This window comes from Pseudoalteromonas sp. MBR-15 (assembly GCF_053628915.1).
Window position 1 is genome coordinate 183,560 of record NZ_JBRJHH010000002.1, and the last position, 25,983, is coordinate 209,542.

Sequence of the window (25,983 nt, forward strand, 5' to 3'; positions counted from 1 at the left end):
AAATGGTAAAATAAAAGCCATTTATAACAGATTAGTCGTCTATACCAGCGCAATATTACTTAATCAAAAGCCGCATGGTTTCCCTATGCGGCATTTTTAACTTATTAGGCTAATAAAACTTATTTAATAACCTCTAAGCCTCCCATGTATGGGCGCAATACCTCTGGCACAACAATTGAGCCGTCAGCTTGTTGATAGTTTTCTAAAATGGCAACCAATGTACGACCTACAGCCAAACCTGAACCATTAAGTGTATGCAGTAGTTCTGGTTTTTTCTCACCTTGACGACGGAAACGCGCTTGCATGCGACGTGCTTGGAAATCAACCATGTTTGAACACGATGAAATTTCACGGTAGGTATTTTGTGCAGGTAACCATACTTCTAAATCGTAAGTTTTCGCGGCACCAAAGCCCATATCGCCGGTACAAAGAATCACTTTACGGTAAGGAAGTTCTAATGCTTGTAAGATTTGCTCTGCGTGACCTGTTAGCTCTTCTAGCGCTTGCATTGAGTCTTCTGGTTTTACTAGCTGTACTAATTCAACTTTGTCGAATTGGTGCTGACGGATAAGACCACGTGTATCACGACCATAGCTGCCGGCCTCACTGCGGAAACATGGCGTATGCGCGGTTAAACGAATTGGCAAGTCACTTTCGTCATAAATTTCATCGCGGGCACAGTTCGTAAGGGGTACTTCAGCTGTTGGAATTAAGCTAAAACCAGGTTGTTGTTGACCTTCGTCATCCACTAAACCTAACGTGTGGAATAAATCACCTGCGAACTTAGGCAGTTGGCTTGTACCGTACAAACTTGCGCTATTAACAAGGTAAGGTACGTACATTTCTGTGTAACCGTTTTTATCGGTGTGCGTATCAAGCATGAATTGAGTTAATGCACGGTGCATACGCGCAACTTGGCCACGCATCACAGTAAAACGTGCACCACTGATCTTCACGCCCATTTCAAAATCAAGACCCTTTACGTCTTGACCTACATCAACGTGATCTTTTACTTCAAAGTCAAATGATTTTGGTGTACCCCACGTTGATATTTCAACGTTTTGCTCTTCATCTTCACCAACAGGGACTGACTCATCTGGTAAGTTTGGAATGGCAAGGGCAATTTGCTTAAGCTCTTCAAGCACTGCGTCTTGTTCTGCTTTTACGCTGTCTAGTTCATCCCCAAGGGTACTGACCGAATCAAGCAAAGCTTGTGCTTTATCGTGCTCGCCTTTGGCTTTAGCTTGGCCGATAGCTTTGGAACTTGCGTTACGTTCGCTTTGAAGTTCTTGCGTTTTTACTTGTAATGTTTTGCGTTTTTCTTCAAGTGCAGTCACTGCATCGATATCAAGTTCAAAGCCGCGTGTTGCTAAACGCGCAGCCGCTTGTTCAATATCTTGACGTAAATATTTAGAATCTAACATGTTAGTTTTTAACCTTTTTGCATTACCAGCTGAAGGCCCAGCCAAGCCATAAATATACACACCACCACGTTTAAGGTGATATTGAGGGCCATTTTAAAAAAGTGACCTTGTTGCAACAGCAACAACGAATCCATTGAGAATGTTGAAAAGGTGGTCAATGCACCTAAAAAGCCAATACCAATTAAGGTCTTAGCAGGGCTAACAGCGATTATTTCTTTTTCAATCAAGCCGTATAAAATGCCCATTAACAATGAACCAAGAATATTAACTGTCAACGTGCCAAAAGGGAATCCCCTACCCAGCAGTTTTAGCATTGTTTCGCTAAGAAAATAGCGTAAGCAAGCGCCTGATGCGCCACCCAATGCAATCATCATGTAAAGTTTTAAACTATTCATAACGTTTAATATCACTTTGCTCATTTCGCTGCGTTAAATAATCCAGCTTTTGTTTTATTTTTTGCTCAAGCCCGCGATCCGTAGGAAAGTAATACTGCCTATCGCTAATAGCTTCAGGAAAATATTTTTCGCCTGCGGCAAATGCGCCTTCTTCGTTATGCGCATAACGATACTCAGCACCATAGCCCAAATCTTTCATTAGGCTGGTAGGTGCATTACGCAGGTGCTCTGGTACAGGGTAACTAGGTTCATTTTGCGCATCGTGCTTGGCCTGATTAAAAGCCATATACACAGCATTGCTCTTAGGCGCACTGGCTAAATAGAGCGTGGCTTGCGCTATGGCACGTTCACCTTCACTTGGCCCCACTCGCTGATAAATATCCCATGCATTGAGTGCAACTTCCATAGCGCGAGGGTCTGCATTGCCGATATCTTCTGTCGCGATGGCTAATAAACGTCTTGCAACATATAACGGGTCGCCACCCCCCGCTAAAATACGGCAATACCAATATAAAGCACCATCGGGTGAGCTGCCTCGTACAGACTTATGAAACGCAGAGATTAGATCGTAAAACTCATCGCCCCCTTTGTCATATTTCGCTAAATGCGTTGGCAGCACTTGACTTAAAACATGCTGATCAATTAGGTAATTACCTTGTTTTTCAGTGGTTAAATCAACGGCTTGTTCAAGTAAATTGAGTACTTTACGGGCATCACCGTCGCTGGCTTGGCAAAGTGCCTGCTTCGCGTTATCGGCAATGACGATGTTTTTTTCACTTAGCTCTACATCATCACGTAATGCGCGCTCAATCACATTGTGTAAATCGGTTTGCTCTAACGCTTTAAGTACATAAACACGTGCCCGTGAAAGTATGGCGTTATTGAGTGCAAACGAAGGATTCTCTGTGGTGGCGCCAACAAAAATAAACGTGCCGTCTTCTATGTGAGGCAAGAAGGCATCTTGTTGTGATTTATTAAAACGGTGTACTTCGTCGACAAATAATAACGTACGCTGACCTCGCCCAGCAAGGTTAGCTTTGGCTTCATTGACCGCTTCACGGATGTCTTTTACGCCAGCGGTGACAGCAGACATTTGAATAAGACTTGCATCTGCATGATTAGCAATAATTTGCGCAAGAGTGGTTTTGCCAACCCCCGGCGGGCCCCACAAAATCAGGCTGTGGCAGCGCCCAGCTAAAATTGCTTGGTATAGCGGTTTATCAGGGCTTAAAAGATGTTGCTGACCAATGTAGTCATTCAATGTTTCAGGTCGCATGCGCGCCGCAAGTGGGCGCACATCAGGACCAAAATTAAATCCTAGATTACTCAAGCCCTATTCACCTTGGCTTTGATCATCAACTTCAACACCTTCAGGAATGATAAATTCAAAGGTCGTCGTAGCCAATGGTTGATTAACCTGAGCATTTTTAAAGGTAAATAACGATTGCTGACCCGAGGTATCCATCACGGTCAATGAAGATAAAGCCTGTTTATCATCACTGAATGCAATATCAAGTTGCTCAACTTGGCTTTCTATGCCTTTATTTGGTGTAACACTAAAGCCTGTATCGGTGGCCAATACTTGGTATTTAGCCCACTGCTCAGGGTCTTTTGATGTAAGTAGCACAAACGGGGTTGAATCTATCAGACTATGGGTATTCATTATGGTAACTTGCTCAGCGAAGCTATCAAAATAATAGGTTTTTTCGCCGTTAGAAACAAATAACGTTTCATCTGGGCTTTGCTGTTGCCAGCGAATCATCATAGGTTGCTGGAGCGCAATATTGCCCTCACCTTGCATAATGGCTTCGCCCTGTGCATCGGTTACTTTTTGTATAAATTGCGCTTTAAAACTGTTAATTGCGCCAAGTTGCTGTTGCAATGCTTGGCTGTCGTCAGCACGACTCTGACCGCTTAATAAACACCCTACTATTAGGGTTAACACTGTAATTTTTTTCATTAATTTGCTCCACCATTGGGCACTAATACTTCTCGGGCACCATTATGACCTGGCGCACTGACAATGCCTGACGTTTCCATTTGTTCCACTAAACGTGCTGCGCGGTTATAACCAACGCGAAGCTTACGTTGTACACTCGATACCGACACTTTGCCGGTTTCTATCACAAATGATACTGCTTCATCGTAAAGCGGATCTGACTCTTCATCACCGTCTTCACTGGTTTCTCCTGGTAGTAAAATTTCTTCTGTGGCATCACCATTTAAAATTTCATCAATGTAATTTGGCTTGCCCCGTTTCTTCCAATCGTCGACCACGGCATGAACTTCATGATCATCAACAAATGCACCGTGAACACGCACAGGCACGCTGGTGCCAGGCGGTAAGTAAAGCATATCACCCATACCCAGTAAGTTTTCAGCACCTTGTTGGTCTAAAATGGTGCGCGAGTCAATCTTACTTGATACTTGGAACGCCATACGCGTTGGAATATTCGCTTTAATTAAACCCGTTATAACATCAACCGACGGGCGCTGTGTTGCAAGCACTAAGTGAATACCTGCTGCACGGGCTTTTTGTGCAATACGTGCAATTAGCTCTTCTACTTTTTTACCGACAATCATCATCATGTCAGCAAATTCATCAATCACCACGACAATACTAGGCAGTTTACCCAGCTCTTCAGGGCCATCAGCCATGCCGTCAGTGTCTTTAAAAAGTGGATCAAGGATCGGTTGACCGGCCTCTTTCGCATCCAATACTTTTTGGTTGTAACCTTTTAAGTTACGCACACCCAGTGCCGACATAAGCTTATAACGACGCTCCATTTCCCCCACACACCAACGCAGTGCATTAGCCGCTTCTTTCATGTCTGTGACCACTTCACACAATAAATGCGGAATACCTTCGTACACAGAAAGTTCAAGCATTTTAGGGTCTATCATAATCATACGTACGTCATCAGGCCCTGATTTGTACAGTAAGCTTAATATCATTACATTAACGCCCACTGACTTACCTGAACCAGTGGTACCAGCGACAAGTAAATGAGGCATTTTACCCAGGTCAGCACACACAGGCTCACCGGCAATATCTTTTCCTAATACCATGGTTAATGGTGATGGGTTTGACTCAAACTTAGGGGCATTGATTACTTCGCTTAAACGCACGATTTCGCGGTGTTTATTCGGCAACTCAATACCTACATAGGTTTTACCCGGAATAACCTCAACAACACGCACACTGACAGCAGACAGCGAGCGCGCTAAATCTTTTGCAAGACCGGTGATTTTCGCCACTTTAATACCCGGTGCTAAATCGAGTTCAAAACGCGTAACAACAGGGCCTGGGTATACGCCGACAACCGTGGCTTGAATATTAAAATCAAGCAATTTAGTTTCAACTAAACGTGAAATGCCATCAAGCTCTTCTTGCGATAATGGGTTCTTCGCTTTATCTGGGCGGTCTAACAGCTCAAGCGACGGTAACGGGGTTGCTGGCGGTTGCTCTTCTAATAAGGCCTCAAATTTTTCTTTTGCAGTAGGAGGTGGCTGATACGCAGGCTTTGCCTTTGGCATTGGGCGTGCAGGAGAGACAACCGTTGTCGTTGGCTTTTCAGGTTCAACAACGGGGCTTTGATCAAGCGCATTGAGAGCTGATACAGTGTCAAACGATTCATCATCAAGCGCACTAAAACCGATTTCTTGATCTAAAATATCGTCAAGTTCATCAAAACCATTAAATTCAGACTCTGTTTTTTTAGCTGGTTTTGCAGCCGCTTTTTCTTGAGCAGGTTGGTTTACATCGGGTTCGGTAAAACCAATTGAAGGCTCACTATCAGGCTCGACAAAATTCGCATCGGGTTCTGATGAAAGAACAGCTTTATTTGCGTCTTTTTCGCGTTGAAGCCAGGCCGACAAGTGCTTGCGTGTAAAATAAAAGGCACGCATTACCCAATCACCTAAGAAGTCAACAAATTGCACCCATGACACACCCGTTAAAAGCGTTAAGCCTGCGAAAAAGAAACACAGTAATAAAATAGATGTGCCAGTGAAATTAAAAGTCGGCATCATCGCCGAGGCAATAACATCCCCTACTACCCCGCCCGATGAAAAATTATAAATATCGTCAAAATTGATGCTGCTAATCGCGGTTGCAGAGGTAATAAATAAAGCAAAACCAATGATTCTTAAAGCCAGCGTGGTGTAATCAAGTTGGAATATGCGATGGGGCTGCTTAAATAATAAGTAACCAAATAACTGAATAGCCGCCGGCACCAAATAGGCAAGCCAGCCAAATGTAAGCAATAAGATATCTGCTATCCACGCACCTGCTGTGCCGGTAATATTCTTTACATTAACAAATTCACCGGTTTGCGACCATGATGGGTCGGCAGGATCAAAACTGATTAATGCACATAAAATAAATACTGCAGCAAAGGTGCTGATAATTAGCCCAGTTTCTAACAGTCTTTGAACACCATTTAGGCGCATAGCTCCCTATTCCTTATTATTCTTTACTCATCGATTAGCAGTGAAATACCTTAGCAGGAAATGCCGTTTGTTGCACTTTATCTTAACCATGATGGACTGATAATGAACAAGTTTTTGTTACTCTTTGTTTATTTTAACAGTTTATGCAATATAAGGACGAATAATCACCCCTTGTTCACCTTTTACTTCTTCCATCACGACGTAGGTACGGCTCTCACTTACATTAGGTAACTTAAGTAAGATATCACCCAGTACGTTACGGTATTCTGACATGTCATTAACGCGGGTCTTTAATAAAAAGTCGAAATTTCCCGAAACGAGGTGACACTCAATTATTTCATCGTGCTTTTTTACCGCCGCATTAAATTCTTCAAATACATCAGGTGAGGTTTTCGTAATCGTGACCTCAACGTACACCGACAACCCCTGACCCAATTTTGCAGGATCAACAACTGCTTTGTACCCGAGTATGTAGCCTTCTCTTTCTAGCTTCTTTACACGCTCTAAACACGGGGTCGCACTTAAGCCTACACGCCTTGCTAACTCTACGTTAGAGAGCCTTCCATCAAGCTGTAATTCCATTAAAATTTTTCGGTCTATTCTGTCAAGTAATTGATGCATACGCTAAACCAGAGTTTTACACTGTTAAAATATATTTTTTAGATTATATCACTGCAAATGAACTTAAAAAAGGTGAGACACACTGCCATGTCATGAATATAATAGTCGAAAATTTTATCCCGTTCTATTAAGGCGAAAAACTATGATTATTGGTGTACCAAAAGAAATTAAAAACCATGAATACCGTGTAGGTATGGTTCCTGCGAGTGTTCGTGAACTAGTAAACCATGGCCACCAAGTGTTCGTTGAAACTGATGCAGGTATGGGCATTGGCTTCACTAACGAAGATTATATTGCAGCAGGCGCTGAAATTTTACCTACCCCAGCTGACGTTTTTGCTAAAGCTGAAATGATCGTAAAAGTAAAAGAGCCACAAGCGGTTGAGCGTACAATGTTACGCGAAGACCAAATTCTATTTACTTACCTTCACCTAGCACCCGATCTTCCACAAACTGAAGACCTTGTTAAAAGTGGCGCAATCTGTATCGCTTACGAAACAGTAACAGACGCTCGTGGCGGTTTACCACTTCTAGCACCGATGAGTGAAGTTGCTGGTCGTATGTCAATCCAAGCTGGTGCACAAGCGCTAGAAAAGTCGAACCATGGCCGTGGTATGTTACTTGGTGGTGTACCAGGTGTTGAGCCAGCTAAAGTTGTTGTTATCGGCGGCGGCATGGTTGGTCGTAGTGCAGCACAAATGGCAGTTGGCCTAGGTGCAGATGTGGTTGTTTTAGACCGTAACATCGATGTATTACGTGCACTAGACGCTCAGTTTGGTAACAAAGTGAAAGCGATTTACTCAACCGCTGATGCGCTAGAGAAACACGTACTAGAAGCTGACCTTGTGATCGGTGGCGTACTAATCCCAGGTGCTGCAGCGCCTAAATTAGTGACAGCTGAACACATTAAAGCAATGAAGCCTGGTTCTGCAATCGTTGACGTTGCAATCGACCAAGGTGGTTGTATCGCGACTTCAAAAGCGACGACACACGCTGATCCTACTTACATTGTTGATGACGTTGTTCACTACTGTGTTGCAAACATGCCAGGTGCTGTTCCACGTACTTCTACGTTCGCACTTAATAACGCAACATTACCGTTTATCATCAACCTTGCTAACAAAGGCTATAAGAAAGCGCTTCTTGACGATGCACACTTCTTAAAAGGCTTAAACGTGATTAAAGGCCAAGTTACTTACAAAGAAGTAGCTGAAGCATTCAACATGGAATATGTTGACCCACGTACAGCAGTTGAAAATGCTTAATTAGCATTGTGAAACAAAAAAGCAGCGATATCGCTGCTTTTTTTTCGTCTCAAAAAACACAAGACTCTGTTTATCTGGTTGATAGTTAGATAAATCGTTTGATTATAAAATCAACTTTCACACGTTTGGCCTGACCCAGTAATTTTTTTACAGGCGCTGGGTAGTCATCCATCGTTTCTAAATCTTGCGGGCCTGATAAGCGTCGGCAATGAGTTAATATCGCCTGCTTTTCTTGCTCTATTTGCTTTAGTATATGCTGCTGCGGATCGTCAATTAAAATACCATTTTCAATATCAAGCCCCCATGCACGCGGATTTAAATTATGCCCGCTTAACAGATGCAAACGCTTGTCAGAGCAAATCCCTTTTAAATGGAATGAGTTGCTCTCGTGTTTCCACAGATAAACGTTAAGGTTACCATTGGCGATATGACGCTTTTGCGATTTTAAAAATTTATACAAAATGGTTTCGTATAAATATGGCAGCGCACCAATTTTACTAAACGGCTCAGATGGCGGTAAGTAAAAGTCGTTTGCTGTTTTATCTCCCACCACAATGGTCACGTTTTTACCTTGTTTTAAAAGGCGACGTAACGAGCGCATCAACGGTGCAGGGAAATTAAAATACGGCGTGTAAAGAATGAGTTCGTGCTCTGTTGTATCAAATAATGATTTGATTAAGCGGTTTAGCTTATTGCTACGCCGACCTAAACCCAAAAACAAACGCACCCCTAACTCACCTGCACTTGCCTCAGCCGCACTGTCATAACTTGCTGATTTTAGATCTCTCATTAATTGCTTTTGAGCAACTTTGATATCATTGAATTGAGTTAACGGGCGCGTATCAATGCGTGGAACAGCTGCAGAGCTCAATAAATGTGTGTTAATAAATTCGATGACCGAATTACACAAGCCTGCTTGGTGAACTAAAAAATAACGGTCAAGACGATAACGATCATCCTGTTGTAAATAAACATTATTTAAGCTCGCACCGCTGTAAAGTAAGGTGTCGTCAATTACGAAGCCTTTTAAATGTAATACCCCAAAAAGCTCTTTCGCTTTTACGGGTACACCATACACTTTAACGTTTGACTGATACTTTTCTTGGAAATCACAATACATGCTGGCATTGCCATCAGACTTGGCAGCACCAATTAAGCCCCGTTGAGCACGATGAAAGTCTACTAACACGTTTACTTCCAACTCAGGATTCGCTAAAGACGCCTCATGTAAGGCTGTTAAAACCTCTTGACCCGCTTCATCGTCTTGTAAATATAAAGCAGTAATATAAATTCTTTTCGTCGCCGAACGAATTAGACGCAATAGTTCAGTGCGATACTCTCTCGCATTGGTTAAGACTTGGACGTCTTCTGTAGTCAGCCCAAATGCGGGCTTTTCCTGCCAAAATACCATAATTGCCTGTTCGTTTATCTAGCCTAAAGTCTAAGCTAATATCAAAATTAGCTAAAACATACCAAAAAAATATTGCTTGGTCATGAATTAACGCACTTTGCTACGCTAATACTTCACTATTAGCTCGTTTTATAAGCAAAAAGAGGCATTTAAATTTTATTAAGTAAGGATTATTTGACAGCTTCGCGATTTACTTAAAAAAATAATCCGCCCTTTTGTTTACTTCCGCCTTGTTTTTCTTAGAATCGGGCGCATAGACATCGTATCAAAACGTTTTTAGGAAAAACCATGAGTGACGCAAAACACTGTAAATTACTAATTTTAGGTTCTGGCCCTGCTGGCTACACTGCTGCTGTATATGCTGCACGTGCAAACCTTAACCCTGTTCTTATCACGGGTATTCAACAAGGTGGTCAATTAACAACGACAACTGAAGTTGAAAACTGGCCGGGTGATGCTCACGGCCTAACAGGCCCAGCATTAATGGAACGTATGAAAGAACACGCTGAACGTTTTGAAACTGAAATTGTGTTCGACCACATTAACAAAGTAGATGTATCTAAGCGTCCTTTCACTCTAACAGGTGATTCTGGTACGTATACGTGTGATGCACTTATTATCGCAACAGGCGCATCAGCTAAATACTTAGGCTTAGAGTCTGAAACAAACTTCCAAGGTCGTGGTGTTTCAGCCTGTGCAACGTGCGATGGTTTCTTTTATCGTGGCCAAAAGGTTGCTGTTGTAGGCGGTGGTAATACGGCTGTTGAAGAAGCGTTATATTTATCAAATATTGCAGCAGAAGTTCACGTGGTTCATCGCCGTGATAGCTTCCGCAGTGAAAAAATCTTAGCAGACCGCCTTAAAGAAAAAGCTGAAAATGGTAATGTTGTTTTACACTATAACCGTACCCTAGACGAAGTATTAGGTGATGAAATGGGTGTAACCGGTATTCGCATTAAAGCCACGGATTCTGATGAGACTGAGAATTTAGATCTTGCCGGTGTATTCATTGCGATTGGTCATAAGCCAAACACGGATATGTTTGCAGGTCAGCTTGAAATGAAAGATGGCTACTTAGTGGTTGAATCTGGCTTAAACGGTAACGCAACACAAACAAGCGTACCGGGTGTTTTTGCTGCGGGTGATGTATGTGACCATATTTATCGCCAAGCCATCACATCAGCCGGTACAGGCTGTATGGCAGCACTTGATGCAGAGCGCTTCCTAGACAATCTGTAACCAGCGATTTAAAACACCTTTTTAAAATACCAAGGGGCTATACAGCCCCTTTTTTTAGGCAAAAATTTTGCTAAAATTATCAAAAATAATAATGAATCTGCTGCAATGACAAAGCAAATTTATCAACTTCCTGAATCAGGTGTTGATTTCCCCAACCCTGAGCATGCCCTTGACGAGCCTGATGGCCTTTTAGCAATTGGCGGTGGGTTATCTGTTGCGCGCTTAAAGAACGCCTATCAATCCGGTATATTCCCTTGGTTTAGTGATTATGAGCCGATTATGTGGTGGTCACCTAGCCTGCGAGGCATCATTGAACTTGACGAGTTTCATGTTAGTCGTAGCTTAAAAAAATATTTAAAGCGCTCTGCGTTTCGCGTCACGATTAATCATGCTTTTTCTCACGTGATTTCAGCTTGCCGTGAACAACGCTTAGACGCAGAAGGTACGTGGATCACTGAGCAAATGATGGATGCTTACATTCAAGCCCATCAACAAGGTCTTGCACACAGTGTCGAGATTTGGCATGACAATGAGTTAGTCGCAGGTCTCTATGGCATCATGCAACATGGCGTATTTTGTGGAGAGTCGATGTTTCACCAAGTATCAAACGGCTCAAAACTGGCGATGTGGGCACTCGTTAACTGGCTAAAGAAACACGATGCTCATTTTATTGATTGTCAGCTAGAGAACCCTTATTTGCTAACTTTAGGTGCAAAAGTTATCCCACGTAGTGAATTTTTAACTAGACTTAAGTTAGCAAAAAACTATGTTCCCACAGCAGACATGTGGCAACCACAAGAGTTGATAAATATTTATGACTGAGCATTTACCCGCTAGGCTTGGTTTGAGCCAGCAATTTGATTGCAGTTATTTACCGGATCGCCAAGAGCAGCTCCTCGTTATATTGGACCCAAGTTGCTATTGCCCTGATAAATTTGAACAATTGTTAGCATTAGGGTTTAGGCGCAGTGGTGACCAAATATATCGTCCTCACTGCCCTGTTTGTAACGCCTGTAATTCAGTGCGTGTCTTAGCGCAACAATTTACGCCTTCTAAATCACAAAAACGTAAACTAAACAAAGCAGACAAACTTTTTACGGTTAGTTACAGTGAATATGAACGCGCAGAATATTACCCTCTTTATTGCAAGTACATTACGCAACGACATCAAGATGGCTCTATGTTTCCGCCTGATCAGAACCAATATGAAAGCTTTTTATTTTGCCAATGGTTGCCTGTGACATTTATTGAACTGCGAGAAGGTGACAAGCTCGTTGCTGTAGCAGTCACCGACTGCATGCACAATGCAGTTTCCGCAATTTACACATTTTTTGATCCCGATTATGAGAAGTACAGCATTGGTAGTATCATGATCATGCAGCAAATTAAGTTTGCTAAACAACAAGCAAAACAATTTGTCTATTTGGGCTATCAAATCGACGAATGTGACAAAATGAAATACAAAACCCAATTTTTGCCCGCAGAAAAGCATCTTGGCGATCACTGGTTGGCGATTTAATTTACAAATTTGAGCCCTGTAGCTTTACTTATTGCTGTATTTTCGGCAAAATCTGCAGCGTTTAACTATTAAAGAGGTGTTACGCTAAACATGGCGAAAGAAGACGTAATCGAAATGCAAGGTACGGTCCTTGATACTTTACCAAATACAATGTTCCGAGTTGAGCTAGAAAATGGTCACGTAGTTGTGGCTCATATCTCTGGAAAAATGCGCAAAAACTATATCCGCATCTTAACTGGCGACAAAGTAACCGTAGAAATGACTCCTTACGATTTATCGAAAGGTCGCATCGTATTCCGTGCTCGCTAAGTTAGTGCGATAACGAGAGATTTAGCTTTTTGCTGCTTTGAATGGGCAGGTGTGTTTATTACAAAGAGCTAAAAGCGTTTATTAAATGGTGTTCAAACTACCCTAGTTTCAATTCCATTTAATAAACAAAAAGCCCAGCATTAGCTGGGCTTTTTGTTTTCTGCCTTTTAAACCTTACGCTGTTTCGAGGTTTGTTTCATATTCAAAGTGAATTTTCTTGTCCTTAACCGACACTTTTACTGAACCACCCGCGGCCAACTCTCCAAATAGAATTTCATTGGCCAACGGCTTTTTAAGCTCGTCTTGAATCACACGCGCCATTGGCCGTGCGCCCATTGCTTTGTCGTAACCTTTATCAGCCAACCATTCACGAGCTTTAGATGTCAGTTCAAGATTAACAGACTTCTTATCTAGCTGAGCTTGAAGCTCAACAATGAATTTATCAACAACCTGCAAAATAACGTCTTTTTCAAGGTGATTAAACCAAATAATGTTATCTAAGCGGTTTCTAAATTCAGGTGAAAAGACCTTGTTAATCTCAGTCATGGCATCGTGAGAATGATCTTGCTCTGTAAAGCCTATCGATTTACGCACAGTCTCTTGTACACCGGCGTTGGTTGTCATTACCACTACCACATTTCTAAAGTCGGCTTTACGGCCGTTATTATCCGTTAAGGTGCCGTGATCCATCACTTGTAATAAAATGTTGTAGATATCTGGATGCGCTTTTTCAATTTCATCAAGCAACACCACCGCGTGCGGGTTTTTGATAACGGCTTCGGTTAATAAACCACCTTGCTCAAAGCCAACATAGCCTGGAGGCGCACCAATCAAACGGCTTACTGCGTGACGTTCAACGTATTCAGACATATCAAAGCGAATAAACTCAACCCCCATGCACTTAGCTAACTGCTTAGTGACCTCTGTTTTACCAACACCCGTTGGGCCTGCAAATAAGAACGACCCCACAGGTTTATCTTCATTTGCGAGTCCAGAGCGAGATAAACGAATAGCCGATGTTAATGCATCAATTGATTGATCTTGACCAAATACAAGCATCTTCAAGTTACGATCAAGGTTCTTCAATGTTTCTTTATCACTTGAAGAAACGCTTTGCTGTGGTATACGCGCCATTTTTGACACAATTAACTCGATATCAGCTACACCAATGGTTTTTTTGCGTTTTGATATCGGTTGTAGGCGCTGATTTGCACCTGCTTCGTCAATCACATCAATCGCTTTGTCAGGTAAATGACGCTCATTAATGTATTTTGCGCTCAGCTCAGCAGCTGCCTTAAGGGCTTTTTGCGTGTAACGAATACCATGATGCTCTTCGTAACGCTCTTTTAAGCCATTGAGGATTTTCGTTGTATCAGCCACACTTGGCTCAAGTACATCAATTTTTTGGAAACGACGTACCAGAGCACGGTCTTTCTCAAAAATATTTTTATACTCGTTGTAAGTGGTCGAGCCCATACAACGTAATTTACCACTTGAAAGTAACGGCTTAATTAAGTTAGACGCATCCATTACACCACCAGACGCAGCACCCGCACCAATAATGGTATGTATCTCATCGATAAATAAAATTGAATGCGGTTTAGCTTGCAGCTCTTTTAGTAACGATTTAAAACGTTTTTCAAAGTCGCCGCGGTATTTTGTACCGGCTAATAATGCCCCCATATCAAGTGAATAAACAACCGCATCGGCTATTACATCAGGCACTTCGTTTTTCACAATACGATAAGCAAGGCCTTCAGCAATGGCTGTTTTACCTACCCCTGCTTCACCAACCAACAATGGATTATTTTTCTTACGACGGCATAATACTTGTACCGTACGCTCGACTTCATTATCACGGCCAACAAGCGGATCGATATTTCCTTCAATCGCTTGCTGATTGAGGTTTGTTGTAAAGTTTTCAAGTTTAGTCGGCTCTTCGCCTTGCACCTCTTGTACTTCTTCATGAATATCATCATGGTCATCGCCACCGATATCATCATCGGCTTTCGAAATACCATGCGAAATGAAGTTAACGATGTCTAAACGATTTACATCCGCTTTTTTAAGTAAATAAACAGCTTGGCTTTCTTGTTCAGAGAAAATAGCCACAAGTACATTTACGCCTGTTACTTCATTTTTACCTGACGATTGCACATGAAACACCGCGCGTTGAAGCACTCGTTGAAAACCCAATGTAGGCTGTGTTTCTCTGTCTTCTTCTAAGTCAGGAATAACCGGCGTTGTTTCGTCGATAAAATCTGATAACTCAACTTTTAACGCGCTCATATCTACACCACAGGCGTTAAGCGCTTCTCCAGCAGAAGGGTTATCGAGCAGCGCGAGTAAAAGATGCTCGACGGTCATAAATTCATGTCGGCGCGTTCTTGCTTCGCGAAACGCCGCATTCAAGGTTAGTTCTAAGTCTTTGTTTAGCATTGGCAACCCCTTACTGAGATAATATTTATATACCGTTGTGATGGGCTAAATGTTCACCCTACCTTGGTATTTATTCCTGCTCACAACTACATAGCAGTGGATGCTCGTTGTCTCGTGCGTAACGATTAACTTGCTCAACTTTGGTGTAAGCAACATCGGCGCTATAAATGCCGCATATTGCTTTGCCATTATGATGAACTTGAAGCATCACATCTGTTGCTCTATCGCTATCCATATTAAAAAACGTCATTAGTACTTCTATCACAAAGTCCATTGGCGTGTAATCATCATTATTTAAAATGACCTTATATTTTCGCGGTGGTTGCAGTTTTTGCTTTTCACTATCGCGAACCGTTTCAATAACACCAGAATCTTTCATACCACTCATAATTAAATATAGTCTTGTCTTTAGAACTCAAGCAAACTTGAATAAAAAAATAAATAAATTGTTAAAAAATAGTTCAAAACACTTGACTGACTGCCTAAATAAACTACAGTCAATTATAGATTGATTAAACCTTAGTCAGTCTAGCAAATTACACGGTTTAGAATAACTAAATTAGTCAACTTATAGAAGGATGTAGAAGTATGGCTTGTGGTAAAGTCAAATGGTTCAACAATGCCAAAGGTTTTGGTTTCATCGTAGAAGACGGTAGCGAGACTGATATATTCGCTCATTACTCAACGATTGTAATGGACGGTTATAAAACACTTAAAGCTGGTCAAGATGTAACATTCGAATTGCAACAAGGTCCAAAAGGGTTACACGCAACGAATATTGCGCCTAACGATGAAATTTCTTAGGTATTACCTATTCGAGTATCAAGCGAGCGACCTTGTTAAGTTCCTCGCTTACTCTCTTCCCACTAATATATCTCATATTTATCCTTGAAATTCCTTTTCTTCATCCCAATTGTTTAATTGTTATTAGCCCTTTAGAGCCAAGCTTGTTACACTCTTGTTGCTTAAATTTAGCTTTTTCGTCATTTTGACCTAAGGCTTATGGCTAATTTCATTTTATGCCTGTTTAGGCTATAAGAATTTTACAGTCTGTCAGCTGTGGTTATTTTGATACCCCGTATTAAGTTGCAACAGCTAACAGACTGATTGCTATGATACCAATTCAGTTAATTAAATGAGCGATATTGAGGAAAATCTTGCCGATAACTCAGCAAAAGTCGTTATTTAGTGATTCTAAATAAGCGCTGCAATGCTGTTAGGTGCGGTTTATTCTCGAATAAAGCAAATGTTATGGCGAGTTGGTATTATTTGATAGCAATATAATTGCATTGTTGAATATGGCTAATTAAGGGTGGCTGCTTGCAGTAACTGCCAAACATTACGCCAACTATCTAGGAATGATGATGACATCAAAAATTATCTACACTAAAACAGATGAAGCGCCAGCACTGGCAACGTATTCATTGTTACCAATCATCCAGGCGTATACTAACGCGGCAGGTGTTGAAGTTGAAACTCGCGACATTTCATTAGCAGGTCGTGTAATTGCTAACTTCCCTGAGTACCTTACAGAAGAGCAACGTATTGATGATGCACTTGCTGAACTAGGCCAAATGGCTAAAACGCCTGAAGCAAATATTATCAAGCTTCCTAATATCAGTGCGTCGGTTCCACAGCTACGCGCTGTAATCAAAGAGCTACAAGAAAAAGGTTACGCACTACCTGACTACCCATCAGAGCCAAAAACTGATGAAGAGCAAAAAATTAAAGCGACTTACGACAAAATCAAAGGCAGTGCTGTAAACCCTGTACTTCGTGAAGGTAACTCTGACCGTCGTGCACCTAGCTCTGTAAAAGAGTATGCTCGTAATAACCCACATTCAATGGGTGCTTGGAGCAAAGATTCTGAGTCGTATGTTGCAAGTATGGAAGAAGGTGATTTCTTTGGTTCTGAGCAATCAGTGACTGTTGCAGAAGCGACTGATGTGCGTATTGAGCACGTTGCAGAAAATGGCGACGTTACAGTACTTAAAGCAAGCACACCGCTTCTAGCAGGCGAAGTGATTGACGCATCTCGTCTAAGCGTTGCAAAATTACAAGATTTCTTAGCGAAAGAAATTCAGACTGCTAAAGAAAAAGGTGTATTGTTCTCACTACACATGAAAGCAACGATGATGAAGGTATCTGACCCAATCATCTTTGGTCATGCAGTAAAAGTATTCTTTAAAGATGTATTTACCAAACACGCTGACCTTTTCAAAGAGTTAGATGTTGATGTGAATAACGGTTTTGGTGACGTATTTGCTAAAATCGAAAAACTAGATGCTGCTAAAAAAGCTGAAATCGAAGCCGATATCCAAGCTGTTTATGACAACAACCCTGCTATCGCGATGGTTGACTCAGACCGTGGTATTACTAATCTTCACGTACCAAGCGATGTGATCATTGATGCATCAATGCCTGCTGCAATCCGTTCAAGCGGTCAAATGTGGAACAGCGAAGGTAAATTACAAGACACAAGTTTTGTCATTCCAGACCGTTGTTATTCTGGTGTTTACCAAGCAACTATTGATTTCTGTAAAGAAAATGGTGCATTCGATCCTACAACCATGGGTAGCGTACCTAACGTAGGCCTTATGGCACAAAAAGCGGAAGAATACGGCTCACACGATAAAACGTTTGAAGTATCAGCAGCAGGTACTGTTCGCGTGGTAGATACAAACGGCACAACATTACTTGAGCACGCTGTTGAGCAAGGTGACATCTGGCGTATGTGTCAGGTAAAAGATGCACCAATTCAAGATTGGGTTAAACTTGCTGTTAATCGTGCTCGCGCAACAAATACACCTGCTGTATTCTGGTTAGATGAAAATCGTGCGCACGATGCCGAGCTAATCAAAAAAGTAAATGCGTATTTACCACATCACGATACTGATGGTTTAGATATCCGTATTTTAGCACCCCTTGAAGCGACTAAGTTCTCACTTGAGCGTATTAAAGAAGGTAAAGATACGATTTCTGTAACAGGTAACGTACTGCGTGATTACCTAACTGACTTATTCCCTATTCTTGAGCTAGGTACAAGCGCTAAAATGCTGTCAATCGTACCACTTATGAACGGTGGTGGTTTATTCGAAACGGGTGCGGGTGGTTCTGCTCCTAAGCATGTACAGCAATTCGAAAAAGAAAACCACTTACGTTGGGATTCTCTGGGTGAGTTTTTAGCACTTGCGGCTTCTTTAGAGCACTTAAGCGTTAATACTGGTAATAAGAAAGCACAAGTACTTGCTGATACGCTAGATAAAGCAACAGGTACTTTCCTTGCTGAAAACAAATCACCTTCACGTAAAGTGAAAGAGATTGATAACCGTGGTTCTCACTTCTTCTTAGCATTATTCTGGGCACAAGAACTTGCTGCTCAAAACGATGACGCTGAGTTAAAAGCACAGTTCACGCAAATCGCTTCTGACCTTGAATCACAAAAAGAGCAAATCGTTACTGAGTTGAACGATGCACAAGGTTCAGCAATGGATGTAGGTGGTTATTACCAACCAAATGACGATGCGGCATTTAAAGCAATGCGTCCAAGCACAACATTCAATGACATTTTAGCTAAATTAGTTTAATTGTTATTGAAATCTGTTAAAAAAGCGCTCATTGAGCGCTTTTTTTATGAATGCGATAATACCAATCCGCAATACGACTTAATTATTTTGAGTGATTAAACCTGTCGCTACCTGCGTTAAAAATGTCTAATTTACGACAGCATGGATGCAGGAGATAGAGCAATGCAGGAGCAATTGCCGAGAACAACTAGCTAACGACATTTTTGCCTTGGTATAAACGGGGTTTTATTGCGTGAAAAAAAGACCAGTTAATTAAGCTAATTGGTATAAAAGGCCGCAGAGGCGGCCTTTCTTATTCAAATTACTTTGTGTACGCTCTTGGCATCGCTGATTCGGTTGTGTAACGTTCGCGCAATTTATCTTGACGCGCTTCAGTTGATACCTCTTCACCATTGATCCACATTTTGCTTACGTGTGATTTCAATTCAAATGGATCATTAGACCACATTACTAAGTTCGCACGTTTGCCTGTTGCTATTGCTCCTGAGTTCAAGCCAAAAACATCCGCAATATTACTGGTCACCGCATTCAATGCACCTTGTTGTGTCATACCATACGACACAGCGTTGCCCGCATCAAAACGTAACTGGTAAACATTGTGACTCGAATCCCCTGCAACACCAATAATCACTTTAACACCGGCTTTTTCGAGTTTGCCTGCATTGGCTAAGTTAGCATGCATTGAATCAAAGCTACCCGGTAAATTTGCCATAGAACTGATAATCACCGGCACATTAGCTTTTGCTAAAGTATCTGCAACAACAACGGCATCATCACCACCATGAATTACTAAATTAATTCCAAACGTGTCTTTTAATTTCACTAATTCATAGATATCTGACGCGCGTTGTACACTGGCAATCAGTGGCATTTCACCTGAGAGTACTTTATCAAGGATCTTTTGCTCTGTGGTGGGTTCTTTTTTATCATCTTTTTTAGCTGACTTGTGCCCTTCAAGCTTGTCGATCAGTGTTTTCATCGACATTGCACGTGAGCCTTTACTCTTTTCACCTAAATGAACCACAAGGGCAACTTGTTTTTGATTTACACTATCGAAAGAACCCGATAAATCAACAACAGAGGCAAGACCTGCAAAAATACTTTCACCACCATTTGGCACGATTACGTCTTGAGTAATCCCGCCTTTTCGAGCATAAGGAATTAAGCTACTGCGTGGGTTAAAAGCAAGACTAGGATCGAAATCAATACTCGCTTTATCATCACCGCCGTCACGAGAACCCGCAACAGCCCCTACTTCAACTAAGCCAAGTTGGTTCATCGTACCGATAAAACCTGCGGTCACGATTTGACCTTGAGCATCAACAGTGGTGTCTGCATTTATTGATTCTGGATTAATTGCAACAATTTTTCCCTCGTCAATAACGACACTAGCACCTTCTAATACACCTTGTTCTGTTGATGTGTGAATGGTTGCATTAATAATTGCAATCGATTGTGCGCTCGCTACCGACGAAAATAAACCAGCAGCAACTAAAGAGAGCGAAAATGTTTTAGTTAATTTTGTCATCAATGTTACTCCTACTGTTGACCAAGCATGAAATCGCTTTGTGCTTGATATTTTTCATCATGACGATCGTATACCTTGGCACCATCAATAAATACTTGCTCAGCTTTTGCGTACACACTAAAAGGGTTTTGATTCCAGATAACAACATCGGCTTGTTTACCCGATTCAAGTGAGCCTGTTTTATCATCGATACCCAGTGATTTAGCAGCATTTGCTGTGATCCACTTAATAGCGTGTTGTTCTGAAATATTAAAACCAACATCGTTTGCACGGTACATCACTTTACCTGCTTCTTGGTTTAAGCGTTGAATAGTTGTATCAGAATCTGAGTGAACAATCGCGCATGAGTTTTTAACCGCATCGACAATAGCCACGTTTTCTTGAACCATGTCATAGGCTTCCATTTTAAAGCCCCACCAATCTGGCCACAGTGCTGCACAGTTGCCGTTTTCAGCGAGTAAATCGGCAATCTTGTACGCTTCAATACCGTGGTGGAAAGTGCCTGAGTGATAACCAAATTCTTTGCCTAGGTCGATCATCATCGCCATTTCTTCTGCTTTATAGCAATGGTTATGAATAAGAATATCGCCATCAAGGACACCCGCTAGCGTGTCTAGCTTAATATCACGGTGAGGAATTTCAGGATTTTTACCTGCCGCGTAATCGCTGTCATATTTTTCCCACTGACGCTTATATTCCGTTGCATCAATCCATGCTGTTCTGTAGCCCGCCATATTACCCATACGTGTTGAAGGTAATACCCCTTTACTTCCATAAACACGTTTTGGATTTTCCCCACAAGCCATTTTTAAACCATAGGGTGCATCAGGGAATTTCATACCTTGCATTGTATGTGAAGGAACATTTTTTAAAGTAACACCACGGCCACCAATTAAATTTGCTGAGCCTGGTAAAATTTGTAATGACGTAATGCCGCCTTCACGAGCACGGTTAAAACCAGGGTCTTGCGGCCAAATAGAGTGTTCAACCCATACTTCAGCAGTCACTGGGCTTGTCATTTCGTTACCATCTTGATGCGATGCCACAGACGGTGTTGGGTATGCGCCTAAATGCGAATGCACATCGATGATACCGGGCGTGACCCATTTGCCTTGTGCATCAATGGTGTTATCTGCTTGTACAGATAAGTCCTTGCCTACTTGTTGTACTTTACCATCAACAAAATAAACATCAGCCTCGTCTAAACGCTCACCGGTGCCTGTTAGTACCGTTGCATTGGTAATAAGAGTACTTGTTGATGCCAGTGGCTTATAAGTACTTGGGTATGGGTTTTTATCAATCGTTACTTTTGGATCTTGTGGGCCATTATCTTGGCAACCCGCAAGCGCGATACCAAGTGAAATAACCATCAAGGATGGTGCAAATTTATGCATTTTGTTGTTTCTCCTTTTTTTTATTATATAACTTTAATCAAATGTTAATAGCAATGCTAACAAACGAGGTAAGTGACGTTTAAGTAAGACGAATTACGTTATTTCTTCCGTTACTTATTTTTTAATGTAATTCGTATAGAGCTTCTCTAATGCACCTTCGGTCGTGAGGCTAGGATCTTTATTAATAAAATGCGTCACGGTACGGGTTACGAAATCAGAGTTTTGTTTATGTTGTTTAGCAAAGCTTTTGATTAAAGTATTGGCATCAGTGGCTGCCGTTACTTTTTCATGACGGTGGCGATATTGACTCAAGGCACGATTAAAATCGCCGTTATAATCTTCAACGACTAATTTATAAAAGTCACTTTTATCGACGCTAAGCTCGTTGATACAGTAATTTAGCGCCTCTTTAAAGTCGTAAAAGATTATACCTTGCACATCAAATTCAGTGCGTTTTTCGCGAATAGTAACGCGGGCATCTTCAGTCGCATAACTGTACCCCTGAAAATCAAGCCGCTGTGCAGCTTCTTCGCCTAATTTCATTCCCGCTTTAATACTATGAACAAATTCATCACTCATATCATCAAGCTCATTTTCGTGCCACATGTGAAATACTCGCAGCGCTTTGGCATATTTATTGGCTATTTTCTTTTTTACTTTGGTGAATCGGCCATCAATCGTTAGCACTCGCTCATTATGAAGTAGCGCAAAACATTCATAACACGCTGGTATTGAAATAAATTCAGCGTCTTCACCTAAATCAATAATACTTTGCATCATATGAAGAGGGGGGCAATAATCGCGCTCAGTTGCCTCACAACCACAATAAAAGCATTGATTAAAATGCTTAGAATGTGAGGCATAGGCTTGTTGATAATAGCCTGATAATTTTGTGGTCACTTAAACTCCTTACACTTTATTCAGTGTCTAATAGTGAACATTTAAATTAGAGTTAAAACGTAAATGTAGCAATACCGTAAAACAAATAGAAAATACGCTCTCTAAACCTGCTCAGTTTGCTCTAAAATGAAATTATTTTCTCGTTATTTGTGTCAAAATTCATACTTTAAAATATGTCTAATCAAACGGTTATATATTGGGGTACACATCTACATACTTGCTTACATCTTGTCCGTTTTCATTAACAGCAATCAATCGAATTTAGGGTAATACTTTAATGGTGCATAGCAAATAGGAATTGTGAAGTATCCCACGCGAGGTTGCACGACTTTCATGTCACATGGACAAACAACTGGAGAGAAAGATGAATACATTAACATTAGCATTTGGTACAGCACTTATTGTCGGTTCTTCAATGGCAGCAACAGATGCAAACGCCGCACAGTTTGTAGCTGCAGATAATTCTGCAGGGACACAAGCATGTATGGCTATTGTGTCAAATAAACCCATAAACCTTGCTCAAACAATGCGTGATTTACGCTTAAACAAACGCGTCATCTCAGACAAGTTACAGTGCAATGATATGTCTACGGCACAGTTTGCCAGCACCTATGGCTTTAATAAATCAGCAAGCTACTTAAATTTAGAGCAACAAACAAAAACAAGTATTCAAGATATCGCTAAAGTCAGTGATAACACCGTCTACGTAATTTCGGGTTCTAAATAATGACAGATTTGATGTAGCAGACCTTGTATAGGTCTGCTACACACTTTTTATAAAAGCGCAGCAATTAAGCCAAATACACCACCAAACACGCCACCCCAAATAACCAGCCAGCCTAAATGTTCTTTAATCATTGTTTGAATGATATCTTTTACCATAACGGGAGTTAGTTCGTTTAAACGCTCATCCACTAACCTTTCTACCGTGTTATGTAACGAGCCACCAATGTGCGAGTTTGCAAACAGCTTTTCATCGAGTATTGTTTTAAATTCGTCACTGTGAGAAATATCAATGACGGCCTGTTTCATTTTATTTATGAACGGCTCACGCATTGGCTCTAAGGCATCACGTCCACCAAACATTCCTAACATACTGCCAAATTGCGATTGCTCAATAACTTCGATTAATGAGTCATAGGCTGGGCTTAGGTTTACTTCAGCAATAACAGGCTCTAATTCTATTTGAGGTTTCGCAAGAGCCATCACTTGATCTATTTTCTCTGCCGCGAAAAATTCCGTCATGACTAACTGTCTGATGGATGCTTTAAACGACTCAAACTTTAGCGTAATGACACCTGAGCCATACAAGAAAGGCACTTTTTCAAACAGCATATGTATCGCTAACCAGTTTGTTACAGCGCCAGACAAAGCAAATAATCCCACAGATAATACAATTGCCTGATCAAACAAAAATCCAACTAACACGAAGGCCAAAGCCACTAAATTAGTAACAAGACTTTTATTCATTTAAATCCTCACGCACACAGCAAAATATTTAATAATATTAACGCTATGAGATTGTTAATTCACCGACTTTTTGCCATAGTTTAACTACATGGTTAAAAGGTGAGCGATATTATGTGGAATTCAGTGAATGAACAGATAAGCCAAGCTATGCACTTTGATTTTAAGCATACCTTTAAACGCCAACTGCAATCGCCCAACAGCGATAAATACTTTGAACTGCGCGATGAAAATCACCGATTTTTTGTCAAGGTGGCTCACTTAAGTGATTTAGAAAGATTAGAGTGCGAATCCTTTAATTTAAAGCTTTTAACGCAAGAAAGCTTATTTATGATCCCCGACTGCATTGCCACAGGGTGCAATATTGAATTTTCATTCATCGTTTTAGAGTGGTTAGAACTGGACAAACTTCCTCACTCAAATTGGCATACGATGGGCGAACATTTAGCCACACTTCATCAAAAGCATACGCAAGCCATGTTTGGTTTTGATCACGACAACTTTTTAGGCCCCACAGTCCAGCCAAACCGATGGCACAAAAAATGGGATGTTTTTTTTGCAGAAGAACGGATTGGTTGGCAACTTCAACTCTTGCAAGAAAAAGGCATTGAACTCGTTGATCAAGATATGTTTATCGCTTTTATTAAAGACACCTTGCACGGCCATAATGTCGAACCGTCATTACTGCATGGTGACTTTTGGCGACGAAATATGGGCTTTATACAAGCGGTTCCTAGTCTGTATGACCCTGCTTGCTATTATGGTGACCGGGAATGCGATATCGCTATGAGCGAACTTTTTGCACCGCTTCCTGATGCTTTTTATACTGCATACAATCAACAATACCCCCTGCAAAATGGCTATGAACAGCGTAAATTGATCTATCAGCTATACCCTATTTTAAATCACGCTAATATTTTTGCCGGACACTATCTGACTGAAGCTAAACAACAAATTGATTTGCTGCTTAAATAAACTTTAAATTGCTGTAAAACGAATGTCATAAACGCAAGAACAGGACTATAGTGTAGATAGAACACGTTTATATACAGGTGCTAGCCGCTTGTTTAGCGGTTAGTGTGTAAGTTATATCAATCTTATTAAATTTGCGTTCATCACTATTCAATTACGATTTTATAAGATTGCAATTTAACGAATTCAGGCATGCCTGATTAAGGTAAAAGCTGATGAAAGATAACTTTTCTCAACGTATATCCTGCCCTCATTGTGGACATCATATATTCGTGGCATTAGATGCCAGCGAAGGCGACCAAGATTATTACGAAGAATGTAGCGCATGCTGTAACCCTATTCATTTAAACATGCACATTGACTACGCACACAACAAATTAGAATTACATGTTGACAGTGACGACGAGCAAATTTTTTAATTTGCTTGTCGTGCCAAATAGTTTTCAACCGTGTTTATAATTGTGTAAGTTTGTTGGTCAACCTCAATATTGAGTAGATTGCCTTCGCGTTGTTTATCTAAATTAGTAATCGCGAGAGTTTCAGGTATGAGGTGTAACCAAAAACCACGCTCATCAACCTCACCCACAGTTAAACTTGCACCATTTACGCTGACAAACCCTTTGTACAATACATATTTTTGCCACTTTGGATCGATTGCAAGATGCATTTTGCAGTTATTTTGTTCATGTATAATAGACGTTATGTTTGCCATACAGTGAATATGGCCCGATACAATATGCCCCCCAAGCTCAGTGCCTACCGTTACGGAGCGCTCAAAGTTGGCCCAATGTCCGTTTTGCAATTGACCAAGGTTAGTCAACTTTAATGTCTCATCAATCACATCAAAATAAATAAGTGTAAAATCACTGTCCTGAAGTGCTTTAAATTCGACAACAGTCAAACAACAGCCATTAATTGCAATGCTGGCACCCATAGTCAGTTTTTGCGCATACTCATTAGCGACTTTTAAGGTTAACCTTAGTACCCCACCCTCGAGCTTTGTGTGTTCGACAATGGCTTGAGTTTGTATAATTCCAGTAAACATCTTGGCGTCTTCTTTTA

Annotated in this window: 24 protein-coding genes; 10 read left to right on the forward strand and 14 right to left on the reverse strand. The window is 41.1% G+C overall.

What is annotated here, in order from left to right; genetic code table 11:
* Window positions 1-119: 119 nt before the first annotated feature.
* From serS to lrp, 6 genes are all read right to left on the reverse strand, one after another.
* Entirely contained in the window at window positions 120-1,424 is a 1,305-nt protein-coding gene (gene serS / locus ACSSVW_RS03910; protein ID WP_036968138.1) for a serine--tRNA ligase, read from the reverse strand.
* Between the two features lie 8 nt (window positions 1,425-1,432).
* Window positions 1,433-1,819, reverse strand: a complete 387-nt coding sequence (gene crcB / locus ACSSVW_RS03915) for a fluoride efflux transporter CrcB (protein ID WP_074989576.1) — start codon at window positions 1,817-1,819, stop codon at window positions 1,433-1,435.
* Window positions 1,812-3,149, reverse strand: coding sequence for a replication-associated recombination protein A (locus ACSSVW_RS03920; protein ID WP_036968135.1), 1,338 nt, complete (start codon window positions 3,147-3,149; stop codon window positions 1,812-1,814). Before ACSSVW_RS03920 ends, crcB begins: the two co-directional genes overlap by 8 nt.
* A 3-nt stretch (window positions 3,150-3,152) precedes the next feature.
* Window positions 3,153-3,779, reverse strand: coding sequence for an outer membrane lipoprotein chaperone LolA (gene lolA / locus ACSSVW_RS03925; RefSeq protein WP_454178889.1), 627 nt, complete (start codon window positions 3,777-3,779; stop codon window positions 3,153-3,155).
* Window positions 3,779-6,271 (reverse strand): DNA translocase FtsK, encoded by a 2,493-nt coding sequence (locus tag ACSSVW_RS03930; protein WP_036968127.1) that lies wholly within the window; start codon window positions 6,269-6,271, stop codon window positions 3,779-3,781. The genes lolA and ACSSVW_RS03930 overlap by 1 nt, the downstream gene beginning before the upstream one ends.
* A gap of 141 nt (window positions 6,272-6,412) precedes the next feature.
* A complete protein-coding gene (gene lrp, locus ACSSVW_RS03935) occupies window positions 6,413-6,892 on the reverse strand; it encodes a leucine-responsive transcriptional regulator Lrp (RefSeq protein WP_036968123.1) in 480 nt (159 codons plus the stop codon).
* A gap of 142 nt (window positions 6,893-7,034) precedes the next feature.
* Between lrp and ald the strand changes: the two genes are divergently transcribed.
* Window positions 7,035-8,156, forward strand: coding sequence for an alanine dehydrogenase (gene ald, locus ACSSVW_RS03940; protein ID WP_454178890.1), 1,122 nt, complete (start codon window positions 7,035-7,037; stop codon window positions 8,154-8,156).
* Between the two features lie 85 nt (window positions 8,157-8,241).
* On the opposite strand, the gene pssA is transcribed toward ald, so the two are convergent.
* On the reverse strand, window positions 8,242-9,567 hold the full coding sequence (gene pssA, locus ACSSVW_RS03945; RefSeq protein WP_036968117.1) for a CDP-diacylglycerol--serine O-phosphatidyltransferase: 1,326 nt from the start codon (window positions 9,565-9,567) through the stop codon (window positions 8,242-8,244).
* 288 nt (window positions 9,568-9,855) lie between these two features.
* Between pssA and trxB the strand changes: the two genes are divergently transcribed.
* The 4 genes from trxB to infA all read left to right on the forward strand — a co-directional run bounded on the left by trxB (window position 9,856) and on the right by infA (window position 12,634).
* On the forward strand, window positions 9,856-10,806 hold the full coding sequence (gene trxB, locus ACSSVW_RS03950; RefSeq protein ID WP_036968114.1) for a thioredoxin-disulfide reductase: 951 nt from the start codon (window positions 9,856-9,858) through the stop codon (window positions 10,804-10,806).
* A gap of 105 nt (window positions 10,807-10,911) precedes the next feature.
* Window positions 10,912-11,628, forward strand: a complete 717-nt coding sequence (aat, locus tag ACSSVW_RS03955; protein ID WP_454178891.1) for a leucyl/phenylalanyl-tRNA--protein transferase — start codon at window positions 10,912-10,914, stop codon at window positions 11,626-11,628.
* Entirely contained in the window at window positions 11,621-12,325 is a 705-nt protein-coding gene (locus ACSSVW_RS03960; protein WP_036968108.1) for an arginyltransferase, read from the forward strand. Before aat ends, ACSSVW_RS03960 begins: the two co-directional genes overlap by 8 nt.
* Window positions 12,326-12,415: 90 nt before the next feature.
* Window positions 12,416-12,634 (forward strand): translation initiation factor IF-1, encoded by a 219-nt coding sequence (gene infA, locus ACSSVW_RS03965; RefSeq protein ID WP_002962494.1) that lies wholly within the window; start codon window positions 12,416-12,418, stop codon window positions 12,632-12,634.
* 174 nt (window positions 12,635-12,808) lie between these two features.
* On the opposite strand, the gene clpA is transcribed toward infA, so the two are convergent.
* Both clpA and clpS read right to left on the reverse strand, forming a co-directional pair.
* Window positions 12,809-15,073: an ATP-dependent Clp protease ATP-binding subunit ClpA gene (gene clpA / locus ACSSVW_RS03970; RefSeq protein WP_036968105.1), complete on the reverse strand. Its 2,265-nt coding sequence runs from the start codon at window positions 15,071-15,073 to the stop codon at window positions 12,809-12,811.
* 70 nt (window positions 15,074-15,143) lie between these two features.
* Complete coding sequence (gene clpS, locus ACSSVW_RS03975; protein ID WP_174403847.1) at window positions 15,144-15,452, reverse strand: ATP-dependent Clp protease adapter ClpS; 309 nt, start codon at window positions 15,450-15,452, stop codon at window positions 15,144-15,146.
* Window positions 15,453-15,661: 209 nt separating this feature from the next.
* Between clpS and cspD the strand changes: the two genes are divergently transcribed.
* The gene (gene cspD, locus ACSSVW_RS03980) at window positions 15,662-15,877 is read left to right on the forward strand and encodes a cold shock domain-containing protein CspD (protein WP_036968098.1); all 216 of its coding nucleotides are present in this window, start codon (window positions 15,662-15,664) and stop codon (window positions 15,875-15,877) included.
* A gap of 560 nt (window positions 15,878-16,437) precedes the next feature.
* Complete coding sequence (locus tag ACSSVW_RS03985; protein ID WP_273008696.1) at window positions 16,438-18,660, forward strand: NADP-dependent isocitrate dehydrogenase; 2,223 nt, start codon at window positions 16,438-16,440, stop codon at window positions 18,658-18,660.
* A gap of 301 nt (window positions 18,661-18,961) precedes the next feature.
* Here ACSSVW_RS03985 and ACSSVW_RS03990 read toward each other — a convergent pair whose 3' ends face one another.
* The 3 genes from ACSSVW_RS03990 to ACSSVW_RS04000 form a co-directional block, all read right to left on the reverse strand.
* Entirely contained in the window at window positions 18,962-20,188 is a 1,227-nt protein-coding gene (locus tag ACSSVW_RS03990) for an amidohydrolase family protein (RefSeq protein WP_454178892.1), read from the reverse strand.
* A gap of 11 nt (window positions 20,189-20,199) precedes the next feature.
* Window positions 20,200-21,582, reverse strand: a complete 1,383-nt coding sequence (locus ACSSVW_RS03995) for an amidohydrolase (RefSeq protein ID WP_036968087.1) — start codon at window positions 21,580-21,582, stop codon at window positions 20,200-20,202.
* A gap of 114 nt (window positions 21,583-21,696) precedes the next feature.
* Window positions 21,697-22,482, reverse strand: a complete 786-nt coding sequence (locus ACSSVW_RS04000) for a hypothetical protein (RefSeq protein ID WP_421418329.1) — start codon at window positions 22,480-22,482, stop codon at window positions 21,697-21,699.
* A gap of 364 nt (window positions 22,483-22,846) precedes the next feature.
* Between ACSSVW_RS04000 and ACSSVW_RS04005 the strand changes: the two genes are divergently transcribed.
* Window positions 22,847-23,209 (forward strand): DUF3718 domain-containing protein, encoded by a 363-nt coding sequence (locus ACSSVW_RS04005; RefSeq protein WP_036968081.1) that lies wholly within the window; start codon window positions 22,847-22,849, stop codon window positions 23,207-23,209.
* Between the two features lie 47 nt (window positions 23,210-23,256).
* Here ACSSVW_RS04005 and ACSSVW_RS04010 read toward each other — a convergent pair whose 3' ends face one another.
* On the reverse strand, window positions 23,257-23,952 hold the full coding sequence (locus ACSSVW_RS04010) for a hypothetical protein (RefSeq protein WP_036968078.1): 696 nt from the start codon (window positions 23,950-23,952) through the stop codon (window positions 23,257-23,259).
* A 111-nt stretch (window positions 23,953-24,063) separates the two neighbouring features.
* Between ACSSVW_RS04010 and ACSSVW_RS04015 the strand changes: the two genes are divergently transcribed.
* Entirely contained in the window at window positions 24,064-24,924 is an 861-nt protein-coding gene (locus ACSSVW_RS04015; RefSeq protein ID WP_065978462.1) for a fructosamine kinase family protein, read from the forward strand.
* Between the two features lie 212 nt (window positions 24,925-25,136).
* Window positions 25,137-25,340 (forward strand): CPXCG motif-containing cysteine-rich protein, encoded by a 204-nt coding sequence (locus ACSSVW_RS04020; protein ID WP_036968072.1) that lies wholly within the window; start codon window positions 25,137-25,139, stop codon window positions 25,338-25,340.
* On the opposite strand, the gene ACSSVW_RS04025 is transcribed toward ACSSVW_RS04020, so the two are convergent.
* Window positions 25,337-25,966, reverse strand: coding sequence for a riboflavin synthase subunit alpha (locus ACSSVW_RS04025; protein ID WP_180310864.1), 630 nt, complete (start codon window positions 25,964-25,966; stop codon window positions 25,337-25,339). The two genes, ACSSVW_RS04020 and ACSSVW_RS04025, sit on opposite strands and share 4 nt — an antisense overlap.
* Window positions 25,967-25,983 lie beyond the last annotated feature (17 nt).